Annotated in this window: 18 protein-coding genes; 12 read left to right on the top strand and 6 right to left on the bottom strand. The window is 58.1% G+C overall.

Going from position 1 to position 25370, the window contains the following annotated elements; genetic code table 11:
• Positions 1-5: 5 nt before the first annotated feature.
• Positions 6-2132, bottom strand: a complete 2127-nt coding sequence (recQ, locus tag FEZ62_RS03910; protein WP_172926869.1) for a DNA helicase RecQ — start codon at positions 2130-2132, stop codon at positions 6-8.
• Between the two features lie 154 nt (positions 2133-2286).
• Here recQ and FEZ62_RS03905 point away from each other — a divergent pair, with 154 nt between their 5' ends.
• From FEZ62_RS03905 to lapD, 4 genes are all read left to right on the top strand, one after another.
• On the top strand, positions 2287-2874 hold the full coding sequence (locus tag FEZ62_RS03905; RefSeq protein ID WP_069901847.1) for a YecA family protein: 588 nt from the start codon (positions 2287-2289) through the stop codon (positions 2872-2874).
• 8 nt (positions 2875-2882) lie between these two features.
• Positions 2883-3281, top strand: coding sequence for a YbaN family protein (locus tag FEZ62_RS03900; protein WP_172926868.1), 399 nt, complete (start codon positions 2883-2885; stop codon positions 3279-3281).
• A gap of 93 nt (positions 3282-3374) precedes the next feature.
• Positions 3375-4052 (top strand): cysteine protease LapG, encoded by a 678-nt coding sequence (gene lapG / locus FEZ62_RS03895; protein ID WP_069901845.1) that lies wholly within the window; start codon positions 3375-3377, stop codon positions 4050-4052.
• 9 nt (positions 4053-4061) lie between these two features.
• A complete protein-coding gene (gene lapD / locus FEZ62_RS03890; RefSeq protein ID WP_172926867.1) occupies positions 4062-6011 on the top strand; it encodes a cyclic di-GMP receptor LapD in 1950 nt (649 codons plus the stop codon).
• Between the two features lie 70 nt (positions 6012-6081).
• On the opposite strand, the gene FEZ62_RS03885 is transcribed toward lapD, so the two are convergent.
• On the bottom strand, positions 6082-6420 hold the full coding sequence (locus tag FEZ62_RS03885) for a tryptophan synthase subunit beta (protein WP_150548921.1): 339 nt from the start codon (positions 6418-6420) through the stop codon (positions 6082-6084).
• A 112-nt stretch (positions 6421-6532) separates the two neighbouring features.
• Positions 6533-12271, bottom strand: coding sequence for a retention module-containing protein (locus FEZ62_RS03880; protein WP_172926866.1), 5739 nt, complete (start codon positions 12269-12271; stop codon positions 6533-6535).
• Between the two features lie 442 nt (positions 12272-12713).
• Here FEZ62_RS03880 and FEZ62_RS03875 point away from each other — a divergent pair, with 442 nt between their 5' ends.
• From FEZ62_RS03875 to FEZ62_RS03865, 3 genes are all read left to right on the top strand, one after another.
• On the top strand, positions 12714-14069 hold the full coding sequence (locus FEZ62_RS03875) for a TolC family outer membrane protein (RefSeq protein ID WP_172926865.1): 1356 nt from the start codon (positions 12714-12716) through the stop codon (positions 14067-14069).
• Between the two features lie 142 nt (positions 14070-14211).
• Entirely contained in the window at positions 14212-16362 is a 2151-nt protein-coding gene (locus tag FEZ62_RS03870) for a type I secretion system permease/ATPase (RefSeq protein WP_172927073.1), read from the top strand.
• A 4-nt stretch (positions 16363-16366) separates the two neighbouring features.
• On the top strand, positions 16367-17716 hold the full coding sequence (locus FEZ62_RS03865; protein WP_150548919.1) for an HlyD family type I secretion periplasmic adaptor subunit: 1350 nt from the start codon (positions 16367-16369) through the stop codon (positions 17714-17716).
• A gap of 1 nt (position 17717) precedes the next feature.
• Here the strand turns inward: FEZ62_RS03865 and FEZ62_RS03860 are convergent, their stop codons facing one another.
• Complete coding sequence (locus FEZ62_RS03860; protein WP_172926864.1) at positions 17718-18371, bottom strand: DTW domain-containing protein; 654 nt, start codon at positions 18369-18371, stop codon at positions 17718-17720.
• 41 nt (positions 18372-18412) lie between these two features.
• Positions 18413-19306 (bottom strand): LysR family transcriptional regulator, encoded by an 894-nt coding sequence (locus tag FEZ62_RS03855; protein ID WP_069901838.1) that lies wholly within the window; start codon positions 19304-19306, stop codon positions 18413-18415.
• A 213-nt stretch (positions 19307-19519) separates the two neighbouring features.
• On the opposite strand from FEZ62_RS03855, the gene speB reads away from it, so the two are divergent.
• From speB to FEZ62_RS03830, 5 genes are all read left to right on the top strand, one after another.
• Positions 19520-20479 (top strand): agmatinase, encoded by a 960-nt coding sequence (gene speB / locus FEZ62_RS03850; protein ID WP_069901837.1) that lies wholly within the window; start codon positions 19520-19522, stop codon positions 20477-20479.
• 91 nt (positions 20480-20570) lie between these two features.
• Complete coding sequence (locus tag FEZ62_RS03845) at positions 20571-21293, top strand: class II aldolase/adducin family protein (RefSeq protein ID WP_172926863.1); 723 nt, start codon at positions 20571-20573, stop codon at positions 21291-21293.
• 90 nt (positions 21294-21383) lie between these two features.
• Positions 21384-22769 (top strand): sodium:solute symporter, encoded by a 1386-nt coding sequence (locus tag FEZ62_RS03840; RefSeq protein ID WP_172926862.1) that lies wholly within the window; start codon positions 21384-21386, stop codon positions 22767-22769.
• A gap of 190 nt (positions 22770-22959) precedes the next feature.
• On the top strand, positions 22960-24300 hold the full coding sequence (locus FEZ62_RS03835) for a cytosine permease (protein WP_172926861.1): 1341 nt from the start codon (positions 22960-22962) through the stop codon (positions 24298-24300).
• 74 nt (positions 24301-24374) lie between these two features.
• On the top strand, positions 24375-25097 hold the full coding sequence (locus FEZ62_RS03830) for an MBL fold metallo-hydrolase (RefSeq protein WP_172926860.1): 723 nt from the start codon (positions 24375-24377) through the stop codon (positions 25095-25097).
• 36 nt (positions 25098-25133) lie between these two features.
• Here FEZ62_RS03830 and FEZ62_RS20835 read toward each other — a convergent pair whose 3' ends face one another.
• Positions 25134-25268, bottom strand: coding sequence for a PA1414 family protein (locus tag FEZ62_RS20835; protein WP_256547039.1), 135 nt, complete (start codon positions 25266-25268; stop codon positions 25134-25136).
• Positions 25269-25370: the final 102 nt, after the last annotated feature.

Raw genomic sequence — 25370 nt, 5'->3', positions numbered from 1 at the left:
ATGGCCTAGAGCTGAAACTCCGCTTGCAAGGCCGCACGCACGCAATACAAAACGCCCTCATCCACCCGCTTGGCAAATTGCTCCGACACCTCTGAGACCGCCGGTAACTCGCCCTCGCCATCGAGGAACGCGTCCTGAATCTCGAGTAGCAGGTCTTCCGGCAAATCGAGCGCCTGATCCAGCGAAATCTGCTGAGCGGCCAATGCATCGGCCAACATGCTGTAAACGTTTTTCTGTGAACACTGCAACTGATTGGCAATCTGGGCCGGCGTCATCCCGGCGCAAGCCAGGCTGATCAACTCGTGCCGCAAATCGACAACTGCTCTCGGCGCCTCTTCACCGCCGCCCAGCACTTGCAGGAAGGCCTCACCATAACGCTCAAGCTTACGCGCGCCAACGCCACTGACCTGCGCCATTTCCGGCAGAGTGCTCGGCTTGCTGCGCAGCATTTCCAGTAGCGTCGCATCCGGGAAGATGACATAAGGCGGCACGCCGTGCTCTTCAGCCAGTTTGCGGCGCAAGGCGCGCAACGCTTCCCACTGCTCACGCTCATCACCGCGCACCAGTTGGCTGGCGGCACTGCTTGAAGCCTTGGCACTCTGCTGCGGCTTCAGATCGCGGCGCAGCTGCAAATTGACCTCTCCGCGCAATAATGGCCGGCAACTCTCGGACAACCGCAGCCCGCCGTAGCCTTCGAGGTCTACGTCAGCCAGCCCGCGTGCGACCAGTTGTCGAAACAGCGAGCGCCACTCGCCTTCGCTGAGCGCCTTGCCCACACCAAACACCGACAAGTGCTGATGGCCTTCCTTGCGCATCCGCTCGTTATCGCGCCCCAGCAGCATGTCGACTAAATGGCCGACCCCATAACGCTGACCACTGCGATAAATGGCTGACAACGCCTGGCGCGCGGGCTCTGTCGCATCCCAGGTCTGAACGCCATCGGTGCAGTTATCGCAATGCCCGCAGGGCTTTTCGAGAACTTCGTCAAAATAGGCCAGCAGCGCCTGACGCCGGCAACGGGTTTCCTCACACAGGGCGAGCATCGCATCGAGCTTGTGTTGCTCAACGCGCTTGTGCCGCTCATCGCCCTCGGAGTTGTTGAGCATTTGCTTGAGCAGCAACACGTCCTGCAGGCCGTAAGCCATCCACGCATCGGCGGGTAAACCATCACGACCGGCGCGGCCGGTTTCCTGATAATAGGCTTCCAGCGACTTGGGCAAATCGAGGTGGGCGACAAAGCGCACGTTGGGTTTGTCGATGCCCATGCCGAACGCGATGGTCGCGACCATGATCAAGCCTTCCTCATTAAGGAAGCGTTTTTGATGGTAGGCGCGTAACTCACTGGGCAAGCCGGCGTGATAAGGCAACGCCGGAAAACCTTGCTCAGACAGAAACGCGGCCACTTCATCGACTTTTTTACGCGACAGGCAATAGACGATGCCGGCGTCACCTTTACGCGCGCTCAAAAATCCCAACAGCTGCTTGCGCGGCTGCTCTTTGGGCACGATCCGGTAAAAAATATTGGGCCGGTCGAAACTTGAAAGAAAGCGTTCGGCGCGCTGTAAATGCAAGCGCTCGATGATCTCCTCGCGTGTGCGCATGTCGGCAGTTGCCGTAAGGGCAATACGCGGCACCTCGGGAAACAACTCGGCCAACTGGCCCAGTTGCAGGTATTCCGGCCGAAAATCGTGACCCCATTGCGACACGCAGTGCGCCTCGTCGATGGCAAACAGGGCAATATCCAGGCGCTGCAAGAAGCTCAACATGCGCGGCTGCACGAGACGCTCAGGCGCCAGATAGAGCATCTTGATTTCACGCCGGCGAATGCGTTCGGCAATGTCGCGCTGCTGATCGGCACTCAGTGTCGAGTTCAATGCAACGGCGGCAACACCCAGCTCATCGAGCGTGGCGACCTGATCGTCCATCAATGCAATCAGCGGCGAAACCACCACGGCGAGGCCTTCGCGCAGCAGCGCAGGCACCTGAAAGCACAGCGACTTGCCGCCGCCGGTCGGCATCAGCACCAGCGCGTCGCCGCCATTGGCTACTCGCTCGATAATCGCAGCCTGGCGGCCCCGAAAGCTGTCATAGCCAAATACGTCTTTTAATATGCGCTGCGCGTTTTCAAGCATCAAAGGCCTCCAAATCTAACCGCGCATTATACTCATGTGAGTCGCCAGCTGGTTTTTGATCTGTAATCACGTGCACATTGATCCGCGCCTATGGCCGCAGCGCCCGCTGTAGACTAGAATTCAGCCTCGTTTACTTCTTCAAGGTAGCCCCCCGATGTCCTTCGCCGAGCAACTGTCCCGCCTGCAAGCCTTCCTCGATGCCGATGATCTGCATGAAGAAGCTCTGGACTACGTCGCAGCTCATGGTTACCTCACGGCAATCTCCATTTGCCCGGAGCTTGTTCCGGAGCGCGAATGGATCGACGCCCTGTTCTCCGAAACGCCGCAATATCGCGACGATGCCGAGCGTGAAGAAATCGAATCCACGCTGATCCAGTTGCGCGCGCACATCGCCCGTCAGTTGGCGAGTGACGATGAGCCTGAAATGCCGTGCGATCTTGACCTTGGCGACGACCCGGACGAATCCGAGCTGCGCGGCTGGTGCATCGGTTTCATGGAAGGCGTATTCCTGCGTGAGTCGGTCTGGTTTGAAGATTCGGAAGATGAAGTCAGCGAGTTGCTGCTGCCAATCATGGTCGCTTCCGGCCTGTTCGACGAGCAGCCTGAATTCGACGAAATGGCTCAGGACCGCGACCTGGTCGATAGCATGGCCGAGCAAATCCCGGAACTGCTGACCGCCCTGTTCCTGCTGTGCAACGCACCCGATGAGAAGCCAGCCCTGCTCAAACCCCGCCATCACTGATCGCCACGATGGCGCAGGCGCCCAAGCTTAATCGCAATCCGCTGGTTCGTTACGCTCTGCTGGCCCTTGGCTGGCTGAGCGTAGCGCTTGGGGTCATCGGAATATTCCTGCCGGTGCTGCCGACCACGCCCTTCTTGCTGCTTGCCGCTGCCTGTTTCATCCGCAGCTCAGAGCGCTTCTATTTATGGCTGACCGGTCACCCGCACCTCGGCCCGTGGATTCGCGACTATCTCGACGGCGAGGGCATTCCGCTCAAGGGTAAAATCTACGCCATCAGCCTGATGTGGCTGAGCATTGGTTTTTCCTGCTATCTGGTGCCGCTGTTCTGGGCGCGCACCTTCATGCTCACCAGCGCGGTGCTGGTAACCCTCTACATTCTGCGGCAAAAAACCCGCGCCAACCTTTAGCGCTCTAAATTCCTGTAAATAATCGCCTTGCGCGCCTGCGAACCGGCACAACAGTGCCTAGACTTGCCAGGATCAAACGTAGGGAAACTCTTCATGCACAAAGTGCCAGGCCGCCAGGTGCGAGGCCAGCTATGGATAGGCGCAAGCCTGCTCCTGGCCTATGCTGCTGCGGTGGCAAACTGGGACTTTGCCCTGATCCTCAAGAACGCCGAAAGCCGCTACGGCAATCTCGGCGTTGCAGAGCAGCGGATCAAGAGTTGGGACAGCCTGATCAACGCCAGCACCGACCTGCCCGACACGGAAAAACTCAAGGTCGTAAATGGCTTTTTCAACAAGCAGTTGCGCTTCAGCGATGATCAGCGCAACTGGCGTCAGGCCGATTATTGGGCCACGCCGGTCGAGTCTCTGGTCAAAGGTGCGGGCGACTGCGAAGACTATTCAATCGCCAAGTATTTCACCTTGCGCCGCCTTGGCATGCCCGCCGAAAAGCTGCGCATCACCTACGTAAAAGCCCTGCGCCAGAATCAGGCGCACATGGTTCTCACCTACTACGCAACGCCCACCAGCGAGCCGTTGGTGCTGGACAACCTGATTGGCCAAATACGCCCCGCCTCACAACGCAAAGACCTGCTTCCGGTATACGCCTTTAACGCAGAAGGCCTGTATGTGGCGGGTTCCAACACGCGTAAGAGTGACACCAAGAAACTATCGCGCTGGCAGGACTTGCTTAAAAAAATGCGCGCGGAAGGATTCGCCATAGGCGAAGGCTAGGAGAATTTAATGTCCTTACTCAAACAGCTATTCATCGCCATCTGCCTGTTTTTGATTGTTGCGTTTACCGGCAGTTTCATCAGCAGCATGGAGAGCTCGCGCGAGCAGTTGCTCAGCCAGTTACGCTCGCATGCGCAAGACGCCGCCACGGCCCTTGGCCTGTCGATGACCCCGCATGTCGATGATCCGGCGATGATTGAGTTGATGGTCAGCTCGATTTTCGACAGCGGCTATTTCGCGCAGATCCGTGTGGTCAACATCGCCGACAACAAGACCATCGTAGAGCGGCGCACCACCACCACGCCCGAGAATGTACCGGGCTGGTTTGTCGACATGGTCGATCTGCAACCTCAGCCGGGCGATGCATTGATCATGCGCGGTTGGGAACAGGCGGCGCGGGTCGAGGTACTCAGCCATCCGCAGTTTGCCATCAATAAACTCTGGGACAGCGCCATCGGCAGCCTGCTCTGGTTGCTCGGCTGCGGAGTTGTCAGCGCCTTGCTCGGCGGCTGGCTGCTGCGCTCACAACTGCGTCCGCTCGACAATATGGTGCAGCAGGCCGAAGCCATTACCCGACGTGAATTCATGAGCCTGCAAAAAGTGCCACGCACGCCGGAACTCAAGCGTGTGGTGCTGGCCATGAACCAGATGGTCGAAAAGCTCAAAACCTTGTTTGCCGAGGAGGCGGCGCGCAGTGAAAAGTTACGCGAAGAGGCGTATCAGGACAGCCTCACAGGCCTGGCCAATCGCCGCCTGTTTGATATTCGCCTGGCCAATCAATTGTCAGCCAATGAGCAGAACACTGACGGTTATCTGATGTTCTTGCGGGTCAATGATCTCGGCGGGCTCAACCAGCGCTTGGGCGGCCAGAAGACCGATGCGTTGATTAAAAGTATCGGCATTCAATTGTCCCGTGACATCGAGAACAGAAACTCCACGGGCTGGCTGGCCTCGCGCAGCCGTGGCGGGGAATTCACGCTGCTTGCGCCCGGCCTGAGTGCAGAAGATTGCGACCGGTTGGCTCAGGAACTCAGCGAGCAACTCGAAAGCTTGCGCCAGACCGGCGCCAGTGACTGTAAACCGGTTGCCCATATCGGCATTGCCGCATTCCGTCCCGGCGAGGAGGTGCGTGACGTGATTGGCCGTGCCGATCAGGCTTTGGCGCAAGCGCAGAGCAATCCGGAACAGTGCTGGGCGCGGCTGGACGACTTTAATGTTGCCCCCGAGCAAGGCCTGCATGAGTGGCGCAACTGGATTGATGCAGCGCTCAATGAGGGCAAGCTCCAGCTCTACTTCCAGCCCGTGGCGCCTTGCGACGACACGACTCAGGTCATGCACCAAAAGGTTCTGGCACGCTTGCTCGACCCACAAGGCGAGGCAATTGCAGCGGGCCGTTTCCTGCCCTGGATTGACCGTTTGGGCTGGGCTGCCCGCTTCGATCTGGCAATGCTCGAGCACAGCCTTGAGCATCTGGCCAAACATCCGCTGCCGCTGGCGCTGAGTTTGGCCGCTGCGACGTTGCGCGACGAGGAAAGCTTTGCGCAGCTCATTAAAGTACTCAAAGAGCATCCGCAGCACGGCGCACTGATGACGCTGGAATTGGATGAGCGTTATCTGCCCCCCGCCGCTGAGTTGGAAACGCTAAGCCTGCGCATCCGCGAAACCGGTTACAAGCTGGGCCTGCAACACTTCGGAGGGCGTTTCAGCCTTATCGGCAACCTCACGCATCTGGGCCTCGATTACCTGAAAATAGACGGCAGCTACATCCGTTCAATCGACCAGGAAGCGGATAAGCGCCTGTTCATCGAAGCATTGTTCCGCGCCTCGAATAGCATCGACTTGCCATTGATCGCCGAGATGGTTGAAACCGAGGGTGAACTGGCCGCGCTGAAAGAGTTGGGCATTGATGGCGCGATGGGTCGCCTGATTGGTGCGCCCGCGCCGTGGCCGGAGGATTAAAAGATCAGGTGCGCTTGCCCAGCCGTGAGCCCATTCGGCTGCGCAAACGCACTGTTACTGCAAGCTGCGACTAGGGGAAATGCTCTTCGTCGCTGCCCAGCAGGCCGGTGAGGTCATTCAGCTTGGCCCGGGTTTCTTCGCGCATGCTGAGTTTTCTCTGGGCAGCTTCGGGCAAGTCGGTGTAGCGGATCACACCCTTGCTGACCAATACGGTCACCAAGTCTTCAACCACCCGCACCATTTCGAGGTCGGAGCGCTGCAGATCCAGCAAGCGATCACTCAGTGAGTTGCTCGCTCGGAATGCTATTACCTCCGGGTCATCCTCTTGCATGGGTTGTGTCATGGCACTGAAAGGCTCGCCATCAACCCGGATAATTCTGTTGTGCCCATCGCGCTGAACGAAAACCATTGGAGCTCCTCTGCAGCAGTCATAAAAAAACCCGTCTCCAACATCAGAGACGGGTGATTTTATTTTAGTCGCAGTCCAGCGATTCGACTGAAATATTACGCAGCCAACCGCTCTAGCTCACCAGCGTGTTGTTATCCAGCATGCCCTGGATAATCGACGCACTGTCGCCGCCGGACAACACCGTGTTAGCCAGCGTGATGGTTTGATCCACCGCAGCCGTATCCTGCACATGGCCACTGCTGGACACATTGACCAGCGTGTCTACGCCATTGCTGGTATCTACGCTCAGGTACTGACTCAGCACATCGACACCGGCATTGGGATCGACGCCATCGAGCAAGGCCGACAAATTCAGCTTGTCGCCATCGGCCACATTAAAGTCATGCACCACATCGTGATAATTTCCGCCGCGATCGGCGGCATTCCAGACAAAGGTATCGGCGCCCGTGCCACCGTATAAGTGGTCGTTGCCTACTCCACCGATCAATACATCATCGCCGCCCTGGCCGAACAGCCAGTCATTGCCCGCGCCCCCATCAAGCAAGTCACCGGCGCCACGGGTATCACCCGCCACGTTCAGGGACGTTGCATTGGCTTCGATGTAGGCTTTGACCTGATCCAGCGTCGCGGTGCCGGTGGTTGCCGTCAGGTAATCGAGCAAGCCCTGATAACCGGCGCCGTCATGCGTGCCCGCTGCATTCCCGGCCCACGCCAGGCTGTCGGTATTGATGACATCGCCAAAGATGATGTCGTCGCCCTGTCCGCCAATCAGATGATCGGCTCCCACCGCCGCAAGCGTTGTGGTGGTGCTGCCTTCGACCAGCGCCGCATGCAGCTCATCGGCGGTATTAACGATTGTCGGGTCGCCGGTCTGGCCGGTGACAGGCGGCTTATTGTCATTCGGGAAGTCGTAAGCGCCCTGTCCGAGCGTGTTCCCGGTCAACGGGGTATTGTCGAAAAACTTGAGGAAGTCGGCGCTCACGCCATCACCAATCCCAATGGCGTGCATTTGCACCGCATCGCTCCCCGTGCCGGCAACCAGCGCCTGCACCGCATCAACCGACTGGCTCAACTCGTTGTATCCCGTGTTGCTGCCGCTACCAGCAGTGTTGCCGCTGCCGTTGAGGTACAACGTCGGGTTGCCGTCAGTGAGGAAGAACGTCAGCTGCTCGAAGCCATGCGCCGCGTCTTTTCCACCATTGACCTGGTCATTGAACCAGTTGACCGTGGCCTTGAATGCCGACTCATAGTTAGTGCCGCCGCTGGCTGTCAGGCCGTTGATTGCAGCAATCAAGGTCACGACATTGGTCGAGTTGAGGCCATTTATGGTGTAACCATTAGAGGCCGTTTCACCGAACGGAATCAGCCGCACGTTGACCACACCGCTATGCCCGGCTAACTGATTGGCCAGCGAGGTCAGTGCATCCTTGGCCAGCGCCAGGCGGCTCAACCCAGGCGTACCGGAAGCATCCGCCATGCTCCCCGAGCGGTCGAGGATCAGCGCGATGTTGTAGTTTTTGCCCGGTGTAAAGTTGCTGTTAACGCCGCCGACATCCCCCAGCAGAACATCCTTGCCGTAGGTGCCCATGATCTCACCGGCGCGGTCGGCATCTTGCGGATTCGGCACGGTGTGCTCAACCGCGGAGTTACCCTGATCGCTGGCATTGCTGCCCACCACCAGCGCTGAAATCTCCGGCCCGTCGATGCAGATGGTCAGATTGGCCGAGTCCGTATCGCCGTCGTTGTCGATCAGCGTGTAGGTAAAGACCTCATTGAGCTGGCCACTGGCGCCAAAATCCAAACCGCTGTGCGCCTGGAACTGATAGTCACCCGCCGCATGGCCACTGGAATCCGCCATATAGAACTTGAGAACGCCAGTGTCCGTATTGAGGGTCAACAGCTTGGTGCTCGCATCCCAGCTGTATTGCGAAGCGCTGGCAGCAGTCTGAATAGTCGTGCCATTGAGCGTGTAGGTTTGGCCATCCGCCGAAATAGACAGAATGCGGCCGCCATCGGCGCCAAATACATCGTCATCGCCGCCGCCCACAGCATTGTCATCGCCCTTGAGCACATTGCCCTGAACACTGCCACCGGTGACGACCTGCAGCAGTGACTCGACCAGATCTTCAAAATTGGCGACCTGGATCGGCGCACCCTGACCGTCCACATCGATGTCCTGCAAGCGGGCATTGTCGATACCGCCGCCCACACCGACTGCGGTCACGTTGATGTTATTGCCATTAACGAAATTGCTCCATTGCGCCGCCGTGGCGTTGGTCAACGAAGAGTTATTACCGGTCTGCTCATTGGGGTTGCCATCGCTGATGAAGAACACCTGATTGCTGGCACCCACCACAGGCTCGAATACAGCCATGGTCTCTTTGATTGCAGCCGTAAAGTCGGTATTGCCACTGTATGGCCGGGTACCGCCATCAGCCGGATTGAGCGTGTCGATAAGGTGCGAAAGGTCGGCAAAATTGCTCACCGCCGCATACGACTTTGCGGTGCCCGAAAAGGCCACGAGTTGAATGCTGACATCGCCATTGGTGCCATCAAACAGCTTCTGCCCTGCCGCTCGCACAGCTTGCATCATCACATTGAGCTCGCTGTTGCTGATGCTGCCGCTGAAATCGAGCACAAACACCGCGTTGTAATCGAGGCCACGTTCGGCGCCCACGCAGGCGGTGTCATCGTGCGCAGTGGGCACATCGTCGACAATTTCTATCACCAGCGTACCGGTGCCGGTATTGCCGTTGGCATCAGTCACGGTGTAGCTGAAGGTTTCCTGCGTCTGGATATTATTGCCGTTATTACCGGCCGGCAATTTGGGCGCACTGGTCAGCGTGTAAGTGTAATTACCGCTGGCATCCACCGTCAGGGTGCCAAAGTTGCCGTTACCATTGGCAATGCTGAACTGATAACCACCCGCGCCGCCGCTGCCAGTAAGTTGGCCGCTCGCCACTTCATCATTGCTGGTCGGATCACTGCCAATTAGATCCAGCGCGGCCTCACGCACACTGGTATCCGAACCACTTGCTACCTCGCCAACCACAGTGAAATTGCACACATCGATAGTCAAAGTGGTGGTGCTCAAATCGCCGTCACCATCAACCACGGTATACACAAAGTGATCCTGCGCACTGGCGTCCAGCGCATTGGCGGTTGAGTGGTAGGTGTATGAGCCGTCCGCTGCCAAAGTTAATGTGCCGTATGCGCCGGTGATGGAAGTGGCAACATTGCCGGAAGCGTCTGTAGCTGTATCCGAACCGGCGCGCACGCCCACAACGCTGGACGAGCCAAAACCATCGGCTCCGGCAACATCGTTAGCCAGCACGCCATTGGCAGCATTAACCGTGAGCGTTGCGCCTTCCTGCACCGAGCCAGTGTCGGCATAGGCCTTTGGAATGTCGTCGACGATATCAATCAGCAATGTGCCGGTGCCGGTGTTGCCATTGGCATCGGTAACCGTGAAGGTGAAGGTTTCCTGCGCCTGGATATTGTTGCCGTTATCGCCAGCTGGTGTATCAACCGGGCTGGTGAGTGTGTAGGTATATTGGCCGTTGGCGTTAACGCTGAGCGTGCCGTATTGGCCCACGCCATCGGCAATGCTGAACTGATAACCACCCGCGCCGCCGCTGCCGGTCAGTTGGCCGCTGGCCACTTCATCGTTGCTGGCCGGATTACTGCCAATTAGATCCAGCGCAGCCTCGCGCACGCTGGTATCAGCTTCGCCACCGACACCGCCAACCACGGTGAAATTGCACACGTCGATAGTCAACGTAGTGGTGCTCAAATCGCCGTCACCATCAACCACGGTATACACAAAGTGATCCAGCGCATTGGCGTCCAGCGCATTGGCGCCCACACCATTGGCAGTTGAGTGGTAGGTGTATGAGCCGTCAGCTGCCAAAGTTAATGTGCCGTAAGCGCCGGTGATGGAACCGCCGACATTGCCCGAAGCGTCTGTAGCTGTATCCGAACCGGCACGCACGCCCACAACACTGGACGAGCCAAAACCATCAGCACCGGCAACATCGTTAGCCAGTACGCCATTGGCGGCATTAACCGTGAGCGTTGCGCCTTCTTTGACCGAACCGGTGTCGGCGTTGGCGGTCGGCACATCATCGATGATTTCGATAACGATATTGGCCGGCGCCGACGACGAAGTGCCGTCGAATACGCTGATGACAAAGGTATCGGTCTCAATACCTGCGCCATCGATTGTCGGTGCAGTCAGTTGATACTGATAAGTACCCTGCCCCGTCGCCGCGTCGTAGCCGGTAATGGTCAGGGTGCCGAATTCACCGACAAACACATTCAAGCCGCTGTTCAGGCTGCCGATTGCCACGGTATTGCCGTTAATGGTCACGCTTTGCAAATCATCCAGGCCATCAACATCGCTCAAGGTGAAGGTGCCGGTGGTGAACTCGCTGTTGGCAGCGGCGTCACTGCCATTGGCCAGTCCGGACTCATAAACTTGCGCATTAGTGCCTTCACCAAGCGGTGGCACGCTGACCACGGGAATGTCGTTGGTGCCGGTGATGGTTATCGTCAGCATGGCCGTCGAGGTGTCACCGTCCGCATCCTGCATGGTGTAGCTGAAGGTTTCTGTCAGCGTCTCGCCCGTGTCGAGCGCCTGAATCAGCGGATTGTCCGAATTGAGCAGGTAGCTGTAACCACCGTTGGCGGTCGGCGTGAAGGAGCCAAAGGTTGCCGCGGTGCTTTGCCAGGCGACAAAACTTGCAGGTGAGTCGGCACCGACTTGGTCGTTACTCAGCACATTTCCGACAACTGGCGCGACGCTGTCCTCAGCCACGCTGTTAACGTCGTTGATAGCCTGCGGTCCGTCGTCATAAATGCTTACGTCGAGCACCGCCACCGGCGATACATCGCCATCGTTGTCGGTAACCCGCACATTGAAGCTTTCGCCAATCTGATCATCAGCACCGGTTGCCCCCGGTGTGCCATGCTGCACGCCGGCGGTCAGGGTGTAGGTCCAATTGCCCTGTGCATCCACCTGCAAAGTGCCGTATTGGCCCTGCACCGAATTGCCAGCGGTCACATTCACCCAGTTGCCGTTGGCATCCTGCACCTCAAGCGCACTTACGCCATCGGGTGAAACCACCTGAAAGCGCCCGCTGGCCTGTTCGGCATTACTCTGCGGGTTACTGCCACCCGCCAATGCACGCTCCTCAACCACAGCCGGGCTGGTGCTGATACTGCCGACAGCGTCCTGATAAATAACGCTGACGACCGGCTGGAAATCAACCACTTCAGGCTCTGCTGGAGGCGCTGGCGGAGTTGGCGCTTCCTGAACCAGCGGCGGCACTGGAATCACGATGGGTTCAGGATTAGGGAACTCTGGCCCCGTGCTGAAATTTGAAGTGTCAAAGCCCAGAACCGGCTCAACCGCCCCCCCGACGGTATCGAGCAGCACGAAACTGTGGCCGCCCCCTACACCGCCAGCGCCACCCGATCCGGCGCCACCAGGCCCTGCGGCTGTGGCTTCGGCTTCCTGAGTGGGGTCGGCGCCCGCTTCAATCGCCGCCAATAGTTGTTCGACGTCTGTTAAGTCATCAGCACTTGGCGCCGTGACAGGCGCATCCTGAGGCGCCTGACTGTCGTCCCCCTGGCCAAGCATTTGGGCATTCAGGCTGAGCTGACTCTCACGCCCCAAGGTTAATTGCTGACCATCGGTCATCGCTACAGCCACAGCACCCGATGCGCCCGTGACTAATTGCTCACCTGCAAAAACTTGATCACCCACACCCAGTGGGCGACGCGAGCCATCAGTTGCAACGGCGAAAACCTCACCAATAACCTGGGTGACTTTACCAATCAGAGTGGCCATAACGTGTTCCTCACTGCCACCGGCGTTCGCCGGTATCTCCTAAAGAAGGCATCAACAGTGCAAAACACAGATACTTCACCTAAGCGGTTGAGAAGACAGCAATTCGGCCCTTCGTAAAAACGACAAATTATTGTCGCCTCCTTGCTGCCTACCGTCCCAACTGCAACCCCGCCCTGTGTAAACAACTGCCTGTTTCAGGCCTATTTTCATCAAGCTTAGACGCGATGCGGCTTCCACGCCTACTTTCAGGGGTAACAATGTCCTCTGTCGGCTTTTTTGTATAAGAATATTTTTTCATAAATCTTGTGCTAAATTTTTCTGTGCCAACATAAATAATGATCTTCAATGCCTAGAGTGAGAACCCAAAAACGACGCCCGCCTTAAAAAGACATTTTTTTGGCGGAGAGGAAAGATCAGAGCACACAGCAAAGGAGTATTACCAATGCGTGCAGTCAACCCGCTATGGACAGGCATGCTTCTGGCCATGACTTTTTCACCCGTCCAAGCAATGACTTTGTCAGAGGCGATCCAGAGCACCATCGATAACCACCCGGAAATAAGCGCGGGCGTGAACCGTCGTCTGTCGTCAGACGAGGACGTGAAAATTGCCAAGGGCGGTTACTTGCCAACCGTAGATGCACTCGTCGGCTATGGCCGTGAAAATACCGACAGCCCGAGCACCCGCATCATCGGCGATCACAACAAGGAAACCCTCACCTACAGCAACACCGAGTTGCGCCTGCGACAGATGCTCTTCGACGGGTTCAATACCCCGAATGAAGTGGCGCGAACCCAGGCGGTAGTCAACTCACGTGCCTACTACGTGCGCGGCACATCCGAGAGCCTGGCCCTGCGCACCGCCGAGGTTTACCTCGATGTACTGAAACGTCGGGAAATGGTGGCGCTGGCCAAGAACAACCTGTTGGCGCATCAGCGCATCAACGACCAGATCTCACTGCGCAGCCAGCAAGGCGTTGGCAGCACGGCTGACCTCGACCAATCCAGTGCACGTCTGGCCCTGGCGGAAAACAACCTCTACACCGAGCAGGTCAACCTGGTCGATGCCGAGGCTAACTTCTTCAGCGCCGTGGGCCGTTATCCGGATGAGCTCTCTGCACCGGCGTCGGTCAAGGGCGAAGTGCCGGCTGACTTGCCAACTGCACGCCAGGTGATGATGGCGGACAACCCGTTCCTGAAATCTGCGCAAGCCGATGTCAACGCGGCCGAGAAACAATACGAGTCCGCCAAGGCGCCGTTCTACCCGCGCGTAGATGCTGAACTGGCAACCACTGCTGACGATAATATTCAGGGCGACGCCGGCCACTACAACACGTGGCGCGCAGGTGTTGTGATGAACTACAACCTGTTCAACGGCATGCGTGACAAGGCACGTCTGGAGTCTTCTTCACACCAGATCAACGAGTCTATGGACATCCGCAACAATGCCCTGCGTCTGATCAACGAGAACACGGCGCTGGCCTGGAACGCGATGGAAAATGCGCGGCTGCAAACCCCGAAAGCGCGTGACTATGCCGAATACACCGCCAGTGTTCGTGAGGCGTATCAGCAGCAATTCACCTTGGGGCAGCGCACCCTGCTCGACTTGCTCGACAGTGAGAACGAGTTGTTCACCGCCAACCGTCGCTACACCGATGTGCGCTACACCGAGGAGTACTCGATGTACCGCGTGTTGGCTGCCACCGGTCAGTTGCTGCGCCAACAGCAAGTGGTGCTGCCAGCCGAATCGGTTGCGCTGAGCGAAGTCAAAAGCGAGGCGCATCTGCCTGCTTTGCAATAAGTAACCACAAGGCCCTGCTCCGGGCAGGGCCTTGTGGCCACTGGCAACACAGGTTTCACGGATTTTTCAGTTGCGTGACTGGCCAGCACATGGCGCTGAAACCTCAGGGACAGATGTTTAGGAGTAGTCGCTAGTGACGAATATGGAGCACAGCAGTCCGGTTAATGACCCACGCCTGAGCCATGACGATCCGCTGCTTGATGGTTTACTGATTCTCTGTCGCCTGCATGATTGCAAAGTCAGCCGCGGCAGCCTGACTGCCGGCCTGCCGCTGCCGCAACAAACCTTGTCCGCCAATTTACTCAGTCGCGCTGCAGCGCGTGCCGGTTTGCAGGCACGCTTGCTACGCCGCGAGCTGAGCGCGATTTCGGCGCTCAATCTGCCGGTGCTGTTACTGCTCAAAGATGGCCGCAGTGCCGTGCTAAAGGCCTGGGGCGAAAATGAGCAGGCACTGATTCTCCCCTGCGAAACCGACGGCGGCGAACAATGGGTGAACGGCGCTGAGCTTGCCCACGAATACGCCGGCCAAGCGCTGTTTGCCCGGCCGCGTCACGAACTGGAGCAAGCGCGCAACCCGTTGATGCCCAGAGTGACAGCGTGGTTTCGCGACACCTTGAAGCTGTCACGCTGGCTGTATGCCGACGCCGTGCTGGCCAGTCTGCTGATTAACGTGTTGGGGCTACTGGTTCCGTTATTTGTGATGCAAACCTACGACCGCGTGGTGCCCAATCAGGCGACGGCGACGCTATGGGTATTGGCCATTGGCTTGCTGATCGGGGCGGGGTTCGAGTTGTTGCTGCGCGTGCTGCGCGCGCACCTGCTGGACACCGCCGGCAAAAAGACCGACATCGTGTTATCCGCCACGCTGTTCGAGCGCATCACCGGCATGTCTATGAAGTCGCGACCGGCCACCGTCGGCGGCTTTGCCCAGAGTATTCATGACTTCCAGGGCCTGCGCGAGTTTCTCACCGCCGTTACCCTGACCAGCCTGATCGACTTGCCGTTCGCGCTGTTGATGATTGCGGTTATCGGCCTGCTCGGCGGTTGGCTGGTGGTGATCCCGTTGCTGGCGTTTCCACTCACCGCCCTGTTCGCCTGGATCATTCAGGTGCGTCTGCGCGATACCGTGGAGCGCAGCCTGGTGCTGGCCGCACAACGTCAGGCGTTGCTGATCGAAACCCTCGGCGGGCTGGAAACCCTCAAGGCCTGTGGCGCCGAGAGTGAACGCCAGCATCAGTGGGAGAAAACCCACGGTTCACTGACCCGTCTCGACATGCATGCACGTTTTCTGGCCTCGCTGGCCACCAACGGCACGTTGTTCCTTCAGCAGTTCGCCGGCATGAGCACGATTATCGCTGGTGTTTACAGCATTATCGCCGGCAATCTCAGCGTCGGCGCCCTGGTTGCCTGCTACATGCTCGGCAGCCGCGTGCTGGCACCACTCGGCCAGGTTGCCAGTTTGATCACGCGCTACCAGCAAGCCCGCCTGACCATGACCTCAACCGATGCATTGATGGCGTTGCCACAAGAGCGCGAGGCCAAACAGCGACCACTGGAACGCACCCAGCTTAAAGGCGCGCTGGAAGTGCGGGGCGTCACGTTCAGTTACCCGGATCAAAGCACGCCAGCGCTGGCCGGGGTCAGCTTGCGCATGGCTGCGGGCGAGCGGATTGGCATCATCGGTCGCAGCGGTTCGGGCAAGAGCACATTGGCCAGATTACTCATGGCGTTTTACAGCCCGGATGAAGGCCAAATACTCCTCGACGACCTCGACCTGCGCCAGCTCGATGTCGCCGACCTGCGCCACCAGATCGGTTACGTCTCGCATGACCTGCCCCTGCTGGCGGGCAGTTTGCGCGACAATCTGACCCTCGGCGCGCGTTATGTCAGTGATGCGCGGATGCTTGAAGTTGCCGAGCTTACCGGCGTCAACGAACTGGCCAGACAGCACCCGCAAGGCTTTGACCGCCCCGTGGGCGAACGCGGTCAACTGCTTTCAGGTGGCCAGCGCCAGGCCGTTTTGATCGCCCGCGCCATGCTCCTCGACCCGCCAATTCTGGTGTTGGATGAGCCTACCAGCGCAATGGATAACAGCAGCGAAGATGCCCTGCGCGGCAAGCTGATGAGCTGGGCGAAAGACAAAACCGTGCTGCTGATTACCCATCGCATGTCGATGCTCAGCCTCGTTGAGCGACTGATTGTCATGGATAACGGGCACATCGTTGCCGATGGTCCGAAAGAAACCGTGATTGATGCATTGCGTAAGGGCCGTGTTGGCCCGGCTGCGGGGTGAGGTGATGACGACTGACAGCAGCTATTTCGCCAACCAGCGGCCGAACAGGAAAGACGCCGAGTTCATGCCCGAAGTCGAGGGCGTGATGCTTGAGGATTCGCCCTGGCTTTCACGCGTCACCCTTTGGGTGGTCTGTGCGTGCCTGGTTGCAGCCGTGGTGTGGGCCAAGTTCGCGATACTCGAAGAGGTGACTACCGGTCAGGGCAAAGCCATTCCATCAAGCAAGATTCAGGTAATCCAGAACCTTGAAGGCGGCATTGTCAGCGAGATATTCGTCCGTGAAGGTCAGGTGGTCGAGAAAGGCGACGTGCTGCTGCGCCTCGACGACACCCGCTTTCTCTCGAACAAAGGCGAAAGCGATGCCGACCGGCTCGCCCTGATCGCCCGGATCGAACGCCTGACTGCGGAGGCCGAAGGCCGCCCGTTGAAGATGCCAGAAGAAATTGCCAGCAAAGCCCCACAACTGGCACTGGATGAGGAAGGCCTGTACCGCTCCCGTCAGGATCGCTTGCAAAGCGAGCAACGCACGCTGGGCGAACAACTGCGCCAGAAGCAACAGGAATTGGCCGAGTACCGCTCGAAAGCCCAGCAATACAGCTCGGGGCTTGGTTTGGTTCAGCAGGAACTGAACATGTCACAGCCGCTGGTCAAGAGTGGCGCCATCTCGCAGGTCGAGATTCTGCGGTTGCGCCGCACAGCGGTGGAAATGCGTGGCTCGCTGGATGCAACCAAACTGGCCATTCCGCGCGCCGAGTCGGCGATTAACGAAATCAAAAGCAAGGTGGACGAGTCCGAGTTGGCGTTTCGCTCCGATGCGTTCAAGGAGCTCAATGATGCGCGCACAGAGCTTAAGAAACTCAGCGCCAGCACCGAAGCGATAGATGACCGCGTCAGCCGCACAACGGTCGTTTCACCGGTGCGCGGCATCGTTAAGCAACTCAAGGTCAACACCATCGGCGGCGTGGTTCAGCCGGGCAATGACATGATCGAGATTGTACCGCTGGACGACAATCTGCTGATCGAAGCCAAGGTGCGCCCACAGGATGTGGCCTTTCTCCATCCGGGACAGAAGGCCATGGTCAAGTTCAGCGCCTACGACTACACCATTTACGGTGGCCTCAAGGCCAATCTGGAACTGATCAGCGCCGACACCATCACCGATGATGAAGGCAACAGTTTCTACCTGATTCAAGTGCGCACTGAAAAAAGCCATTTAGGCGGTGATGACCACCCTTTAACCATTATTCCCGGCATGATCGCCACTGTAGACATCGTGACCGGCGAGAAAAGCGTGCTCGACTACTTGCTCAAGCCGGTGCTCAAAGCCAGAACCGAAGCCCTGCGCGAACGCTGATTCAGTCAGCCTGCTCAGGCGCATCCGGGCCGTTTTCAGGTGCCGCCGTTGCGGCACCGCCCGCGTGATTACGCTGATAGGTCTCAGCGCCCATCGCCGCGATCTGGCCTTCGATCAAGGCCTCGAATGGCCTGAGTAATTCGCCAAACTGCGCGGGTTTCTCTATAGCCTCAAGTGCCACCACAATCGCTTCAATTGTCGATAACGCGCCAGGCTCTGGCGCCTTGCGCAAGCGATAGCGTGAACTCAATCCGGACGGCAAAGTAATGCGCGGCAACGCTTGCAACAGCGGATTGCAGTAGAGCAGCTTGCGCGCCTTGCGCCACGTACCATCCGGCACCACCAGCAATAACGGCGTGGCCACTGCAGCCTCGGCAAAGTCTGCGACCGGCACAGCCTCATCCCCCGGAAACAGCAAGCAAGGGCGATAGCCCGGCAACGCCAACCAGTCATCCAGTTGGCTGAATGTTTCGCCGACCTCAAGCTGTGCGTTATTCAGCCCCAGAGCCGCTAACCGGGCGGTGTTCAGCGCATGCCCCGCCTCGCTGTTGTGCTGCAGGATCAGCACCCGCGTGCGGCTGTGCAAATGCGGAATCAAGGCGCACAAGCAGCGCGTCTGCGGCCGTTTACAACGCTCACATTCAGGCCGCGCCATAGCCGCCCCGCGCGTCTGACGACTTCTGAATCTGCTGACTGTTATTGCGCATTAAGCTGTGCCTTGAGCAAGTCGCGGAAGGTTTGAATCAGTGGTTCGCGCGTTCGTCCGCGGCGCAAAATCAGCGAAAACGGCGCCTGATAACCAAAGGTTGCCGGGAGCAAAACCCGTAATTCTTTGCGGTCGACCCAATACTGCGCGTAATGCTCGGGCAGATAACCGATGTAAGCACCTGAAAGCACCAGAATCAGTTGGGCTTCCATTGAATCTACCGTGGCCGCGCTGTGCTTGAAACCGTGCCGCGCCAGCTCGGCCTGACTCCAGTAGCCACGCCCCACCATGCGCTGCTGGGTAATCACCTCGGCCGGAATGCGCCGCTGGGTATAAAGCGAGTGACGTTCACTGCAATACAGCCAGTGTTGTTCACGGTAAAGCGGCTGATAAATCAAGCCAGTCATGCGGGTCGAGAACGCGCCAATGGCGATATCCAGGCGGTTATCGAGCACCGCCAACTGCAACTCATACGGGCTCATCACCGACAAATGCAGGTGCACGCCGGGGTGTTCGAGGCTGTAGGCGCCAATCACTTCAGCCAGGGGCAACGAGCTATCGCCCACGGTCGAGTCCAGCACACCCAGATTCAGCGTGCCGCGCAACTCGCCCTTGAGCGCTGCAGAATAGCGCTCGAATCCTTCCAGTTCACTCAACAGACGCAGTGTCTCTTGATAGAACAACTCACCTTTGCTGGTCAGGCTGAAACCACCGCGCCCACGGTGGCACAGCACGAGGCCGAGCTGGGATTCCAGCTGGCTCATATAAGTGCTGATGGCCGAGGTCGATAAATTCAGCTCAGGCTGCGCCGCTGCAAAACCCTGATTGCGGACCACACTGACAAAAATCCGCAGTAACTTCAGGTCGGGCAAGGATTGGCTCATGAACACTCCACACGAATCAGCGGCCTCTGGCGACGCGAAGGAACGCCGATGGGCCGGGACTGCAATTCATTCAACTGCAACGGCGCTAAGTGTACATGCCAATAGTTTAGAAAATCATGAACTAAGTTTTTTCTCCCAGCGATTTTTCCGCAAGCCGTCCTGACCAAGAATTCCCTCACTGAAATTTAAAACCATAAAAACTGTGAGGCCTCCATGGAAAAGAATCTGCACCAGCCACTTGGCGGCAACGAGATGCCACGCTTCGGCGGGATCGCCACCATGATGCGCTTGCCGCATATTCAGTCGCCTGCAGAGCGTGCTGAACTCGACGTTGGTTTCGTCGGCGTTCCCCTCGACATCGGCACTTCACTGCGCTCCGGCACCCGCTTTGGCCCACGCGAGATTCGCGCTCAGTCGGTCATGATCCGCCCCTACAACATGGCCACTGGCGCTGCGCCGTTTGATTCGCTGAATATCGCCGACATCGGTGATGTGCCAATCAACACCTTCAACATGGCTGAAGCCGTTCGCATCATTGAACAATCCTACGACCAGATCGTTGCCGACGGTATTCTGCCGCTGACACTGGGCGGCGACCACACCATCACTCTGCCGATTCTGCGTGCGCTAAAGAAGAAGCACGGCAAGATCGGTCTGGTGCATATCGATGCGCACGCCGACGTCAACGATCACATGTTTGGCGAGAAAATCGCCCATGGCACCACCTTCCGCCGCGCCGTTGAAGAAGGTTTGCTCGACTGCGACCGCGTCGTGCAGATTGGCTTGCGGGCTCAGGGTTACACCGCAGAAGACTTCAACTGGAGCCGTAAGCAGGGTTTCCGCGTGGTCCAGGCCGAAGAATGCTGGCACAAATCGCTGGAGCCGCTGATGGCTGAAGTCCGCGAGAAAGTCGGCGGCGGCCCGGTTTACCTGTCGTTCGATATCGATGGCATCGATCCGGCCTGGGCGCCGGGCACCGGCACCCCTGAAATTGGCGGTTTGACCACCATTCAGGCCATCGAAGTTATTCGTGGCTGTCAGGGCCTGGACATTATCGGCGGCGATCTGGTCGAGGTTTCCCCGCCTTACGACACCACCGGCAACACTTCGCTGTTGGGCGCCAACCTGCTGTACGAAATGCTCTGCATTTTGCCAGGTGTTGAACGCCGGTAATCGCAAGCAAACCAGCGCCCGCCCCATCCCGCAGCGGTAAGTGATGGGGCGCCGCGACCAACCCGATACACGCTCAAGCGGATTCAAGCCTATGACTACAACAAATGAGGCTACCCTGCGCCGAGATCTCGCTGCCGCTTACCGGTTAGCGGCGATGTTCGGCTGGGATGACACGCTCTACACCCACTTCTCTGCGCGTTTGCCCGGCGAAGAGCCGCGCTTTCTGATCAATCCATTCGGTTTGTTCTTCGAAGAAGTCACAGCCAGTGACCTGATTATTGTCGACATGCACGGCCGCGTTATTGAGGGCAAAGCCGATTACAATGTCGCCGGCTTTACCATTCACAGCGCTGTGCACATGGCCCGTGAAGACGCCCATTGCGTCATCCACACGCACACGCTGGCCGGCATGGCCGTCGCGGCTGCCGATAAAGGTTTGTTGCAACTCAACCAGATCAACGCCGAATTTCATCAGCGTGTGGGTTACCACACCTATGAAGGTATTGCGCTGGATCTGGGGGAACGCGAGCGACTGGTCGCTTCGCTCGACAACAATATCGCGCTGATTCTCAGGCACCACGGCTTACTCAGCGTTGGCGCCAGTGTCGCCGATGCGTTTTACGTCATGTATTACCTGAACAAAGCCTGTGAAATCCAACTCAGTGCTGCGGCGCTGCTGGGTGTCAGCGAAATGCCTGAAGCCCTCAGCCGGCATGCCTGCGAACAATTTCAGGGAGCTGAAGGGCAACGCCAGCTGTTATGGGAGGCCTGGCTGCGCAAGCTTGATCGTGAGTGTCCCGACTACAAAAACTAAAACCTGCTGCACAGCGCTGGCCGCGAATGCGTTTGGCGAAGCATTAACACCAGCACTGCCTATAAAAAAAATCAGAGTGAGTGACCTGAAATGACCTTAGATATCGTTGTAATCCTACTGTACGTCGCGGCCATGCTCGGGCTCGGCTTTTACGGCATGCGCCGTGCGAAAACCCGTGAAGACTACCTGGTAGCAGGTCGCAATCTGGGCCCTGGTTTTTACATGGGCACCATGGCGGCAACTGTTCTGGGCGGCGCTTCCACCATCGGCACCGTGCGCCTTGGCTATGTTTACGGCCTTTCCGGCTTCTGGCTTTGCGCAACACTGGGGCTGGGGATTGTCGGCATCAGCCTGTTCCTCGCCAAACCTCTGTTGAAACTGAAAATCTTTACCGTCACTCAAGTGCTTGAGCGTCGTTACAGCCCAACAGCGCGTACCGCCAGCGCAGCAATCATGCTGATCTACGCGCTGATGATCGGTGCGATTTCGACCATTGCCATTGGCACCGTGATGGGCGTTCTGTTCGATCTGCCGTTCTGGCTGTCGATTCTGATCGGCGGCGGCATCGTGGTGGCCTACTCGACCGTTGGCGGCATGTGGTCGCTGAGCCTCACCGATATCGTTCAGTTCCTGATCATGACCATCGGCCTGGTGTTCATTCTCATGCCCATGTCGATCAGCGATGCCGGCGGCTGGGACGCACTGGTCGCGAAATTGCCAGCCAGCTACTTCTCGATGACCGCGATTGGCTGGGACACCATCATCACCTACTTCCTGATCTACTTCTTCGGCATCTTCATTGGCCAGGACATCTGGCAGCGTGTGTTCACCGCACGCAGTGAAAGGGTTGCCAAGGTTGCCGGCTCCGCTGCCGGGATCTACTGCGTCCTTTACGGTTTGGCCGCTGCAATCATCGGCATGGCCGCGAAAGTGCTGATCCCGGACCTTGATAACGTCAACAATGCATTCGCCAGCATCGTGCAACTGAGCCTGCCAGACGGCGTACGTGGCCTGGTCATTGCAGCAGCTCTGGCTGCGCTGATGTCGACCGCAAGTGCTGGCCTGCTGGCCGCATCGACCACTGCCGCGCAAGACCTCTGGCCGCTGCTGCGCAAGGGTAAGGGCAATGAGTCGAGCGCTCATGAAAACCGCATCTTCACCTTCTTGCTGGGCCTCGTCGTATTGGCCATCGCCCTGGTTGTCAGCGATGTAATCAGCGCGCTGACCATGGCTTACAACCTGTTGGTTGGCGGCATGTTGATCCCGCTGCTGGGCGCTATTTACTGGAAGCACGCCTCCACTGCCGGCGCTATCGCCAGCATGGCTCTGGGCAACCTGACCGCGTGCGTGTTCATGTACATCGACGGCCTCGAAGCCAACACACCGATCTACTACAGCCTGGCTGCCGGTGGCGTGAGCTTTGTTGCCATCAGCCTCATGACCCGCGCCAGCACCAGCCGCATCAGCCTCGCATAAGGGCTGCTGCACTGATATGACCATCGACTCAGCCGCTAGCCGGCTGGGTCGATGTTTTGGTTTTACCCCTAATAAAAAGGTCTCGCCGCATCAGCGTGAACCTGAACCTTGCAACGATTGCTGTTTTTGAAATCTGCCACGAACGCTTAACCCAACAACCATAATCATAAAGACTCTGGGAGTAACCCTCGTGCTCAAGAACCTCACTAAACACTTTGGTCAGGATGGGCTTGCCCCGACCTCGGCCGACCACCGCAGCCTCGGCTTCAGCGGCACAACCGCGCTGTGGCTGGGCGCTAACGTGGTGGTCACAACCATTCTTACCGGCATGCTATTGGTGCCAGACCTTCCGTTTCTGCAAGCCATGATGATCGTGCTGATCGGCTCTGCGATTGGCATCTTGCCATTGGTGCTGGTCGGCCTGATGGGCCAGCGCACGGGCCTCACCACCATGGTGCTGGCTCGCGGTAGCTACGGAACCCTGGGCGCTAAACTGCCCTCTCTGATCAACCTGCTGACGCTGCTGGCCTGGAGCTGGATTCAGGCGTTGCTGGCGGGCATGAGCCTGAACTTTGCCGTCGAGCACATCACCGGTTATTCGAACCTGGCGTTATTCACCATCCTCTGTGAAACGTTGGTACTGCTGATTGCCCTGCGCGGGCATCTGGGCATTGAACGTGTAGAGCGCTGGGCCGCTGTCGGCATGCTGATTCTTGCCGCCGCCGTGTTCTATTCGATGAACCAGCACTTCGAGTTCAGCCAATTGCTGAGCATGAACGAGGAGCCGCGCAATGGCATTACTGCCGGCGTTGCATTCGACATCGTGATTGCCACGGCGTTTTCATGGATTCCGCTGGCCGCCGACTACAACCGTAACTGCCGCAGCCAGGGCATTGCCGCAACGGGCACCTGGGTGGGTTATGTGGCGGCAACGCTTCTGGCCATGGGCCTTGGCGCGACGGTTTCGGGTTTCAGCATCCTCACCGGCAGCGAACAAACCTACGATCCGGCGGTGTTGTTGTCTGGCTTCGGCTTTGGGCTGCCAGCGGCTATCGTGGTGTTCCTCTCGGTGATGACCACCAACGTAATGTGCGTGTACAGCGCCACTCTGTCTTACCTGAACATCAGCCCGAAAAGCACTTTCTGGAAACCCGCACTGATCATCGGTGTGCTGTCGATTCTCGGCTCGCAGATTCCGGGCATCCTCGATAATTTCCAGAATTTTCTGCTAGTTATCGGCAGCGTGTTCATTCCGGCATTTGCGGTGCTGATCGCCGATTACTTCGTGATCAATCGCGGCCAGTACTCGGTGAGCGACCTGACACGCGAAGACGGTGGCTGCTATCACTACAGCAACGGCATCAACCCGGCAGCATTCGTCGCCTATGCACTCGGCGCCGTGTTGGCGTATTACTGGGGCTGGGTCTCGCCGTTGGCGTTTGGCGCATCGTTGCCGGTATTCGTGATCACTGCCTGCAGCTACGTGGTGGTGCGTAAATGGTTGCTGGTTCCGCGCCAGCAAACCGCCTAAGCACGCCCAAGATCGGGCTTGAGCACTGCGCCTCAGGCCCGATCCCGACTGCACCGCCAGCAAGGAATTGCCGCATGAAAATCGTCAGCCGCGACAAATGGTTCGAAGTCGAGCATCGCTACGATGGCATCAGCCTGATTCATGAGCCGTACGTGCGGCCTTTCTATCGCTGCAATCTGTGGCATGTGCAGGGGCGTGATCGCGATGTGTTGATTGACTCGGGCTCAGGACTGGTCAGTTTGCGTGAACAATTGCCCTGGCTTACTGAACGCCCGCTGTTGGCCGTGGCCAGCCATTGCCATTTCGACCATATTGCCGGGCATCATGAGTTTGCCGAACGCCTGGTGCATCCGGCGGAAGCGGACATTCTGGCTGCGCCATCCGGTGCCAATACGCTGGCCAGCGACTTTGTTGGAGACGAGATGTTCGACGCGCACCCGGATTGTCCGTTGTGCTACGCCGAGTACAAGGTGCGTGCAGCACCCGCTACACGCTTGATTGAGGAAGGTGATGTGCTCGATCTGGGTGATCGCGTGTTGCAAGTGCTGCACACGCCAGGCCATTCACCGGGCGGTATCAGCCTGTGGGAAGCGGCAACGCAGACGCTGTTCAGCGGCGACATTATTTATGACGGCCCGCTGATCGAAGATGCCTATCATTCCAATCTCGATGATTACGCCAAGAGCCTGCAACGGCTGCGCAAGCTGCCGATACGCACAGTTCATGGCGGGCATTTTCAGAGTTTTTCCGGGCAGCGGATGCGTGAAATGATAGATCAGTGGCTTCTGGACCACTGATCAGCAATTGACGCTTTGCAGCAGGCGGAGCGGATTTCAGCGCTGACGGCGTGGCTCACGCGGGCGACGCGGATCATCAGTACGCACTGGAATGGGTTGAAGTTTTGGGCGGTCCAGCAAGCCCAACGCCACCAACAGGTCATGAAAAGCATTCTGCAACTTGGCGATCATAAGACACCCTCCTGCCAAGACTAACGAAAAGCACTGTTTACATGCTTGCTATGAGCATAGATTACCTTGAATGAATCTGCGCAAGCTTGATGTTCGTCAGTT

This window comes from Pseudomonas sp. MS19 (assembly GCF_013277615.1).
GTDB classification, from domain to species: domain Bacteria; phylum Pseudomonadota; class Gammaproteobacteria; order Pseudomonadales; family Pseudomonadaceae; genus Aquipseudomonas; species Aquipseudomonas marincola.
The sequence above is the reverse complement of the archived record's forward strand: the minus strand, read 5'-3'. Positions and strand labels throughout refer to the sequence as shown.

What these genes read in the sequence shown, in the direction of transcription:
- FEZ62_RS03870 (WP_172927073.1), top strand. Translation starts at nt 14,212, where the DNA reads ATGGAGCACAGCAGTCCGGTTAATGACCCACGCCTGAGCCATGACGAT.
- FEZ62_RS03885 (WP_150548921.1), bottom strand. Translation starts at nt 6,420, where the DNA reads ATGGTTTTCGTTCAGCGCGATGGGCACAACAGAATTATCCGGGTTGAT.
- FEZ62_RS20835 (WP_256547039.1), bottom strand. Translation starts at nt 25,268, where the DNA reads ATGATCGCCAAGTTGCAGAATGCTTTTCATGACCTGTTGGTGGCGTTG.
- FEZ62_RS03855 (WP_069901838.1), bottom strand. Translation starts at nt 19,306, where the DNA reads ATGAGCCAATCCTTGCCCGACCTGAAGTTACTGCGGATTTTTGTCAGT.
- FEZ62_RS03905 (WP_069901847.1), top strand. Translation starts at nt 2,287, where the DNA reads ATGTCCTTCGCCGAGCAACTGTCCCGCCTGCAAGCCTTCCTCGATGCC.
- lapD (WP_172926867.1), top strand. Translation starts at nt 4,062, where the DNA reads ATGTCCTTACTCAAACAGCTATTCATCGCCATCTGCCTGTTTTTGATT.
- FEZ62_RS03880 (WP_172926866.1), bottom strand. Translation starts at nt 12,271, where the DNA reads ATGGCCACTCTGATTGGTAAAGTCACCCAGGTTATTGGTGAGGTTTTC.
- lapG (WP_069901845.1), top strand. Translation starts at nt 3,375, where the DNA reads ATGCACAAAGTGCCAGGCCGCCAGGTGCGAGGCCAGCTATGGATAGGC.
- FEZ62_RS03840 (WP_172926862.1), top strand. Translation starts at nt 21,384, where the DNA reads ATGACCTTAGATATCGTTGTAATCCTACTGTACGTCGCGGCCATGCTC.
- recQ (WP_172926869.1), bottom strand. Translation starts at nt 2,132, where the DNA reads ATGCTTGAAAACGCGCAGCGCATATTAAAAGACGTATTTGGCTATGAC.
- FEZ62_RS03875 (WP_172926865.1), top strand. Translation starts at nt 12,714, where the DNA reads ATGCGTGCAGTCAACCCGCTATGGACAGGCATGCTTCTGGCCATGACT.
- FEZ62_RS03830 (WP_172926860.1), top strand. Translation starts at nt 24,375, where the DNA reads ATGAAAATCGTCAGCCGCGACAAATGGTTCGAAGTCGAGCATCGCTAC.
- FEZ62_RS03860 (WP_172926864.1), bottom strand. Translation starts at nt 18,371, where the DNA reads ATGGCGCGGCCTGAATGTGAGCGTTGTAAACGGCCGCAGACGCGCTGC.
- speB (WP_069901837.1), top strand. Translation starts at nt 19,520, where the DNA reads ATGGAAAAGAATCTGCACCAGCCACTTGGCGGCAACGAGATGCCACGC.
- FEZ62_RS03845 (WP_172926863.1), top strand. Translation starts at nt 20,571, where the DNA reads ATGACTACAACAAATGAGGCTACCCTGCGCCGAGATCTCGCTGCCGCT.
- FEZ62_RS03865 (WP_150548919.1), top strand. Translation starts at nt 16,367, where the DNA reads ATGACGACTGACAGCAGCTATTTCGCCAACCAGCGGCCGAACAGGAAA.
- FEZ62_RS03900 (WP_172926868.1), top strand. Translation starts at nt 2,883, where the DNA reads ATGGCGCAGGCGCCCAAGCTTAATCGCAATCCGCTGGTTCGTTACGCT.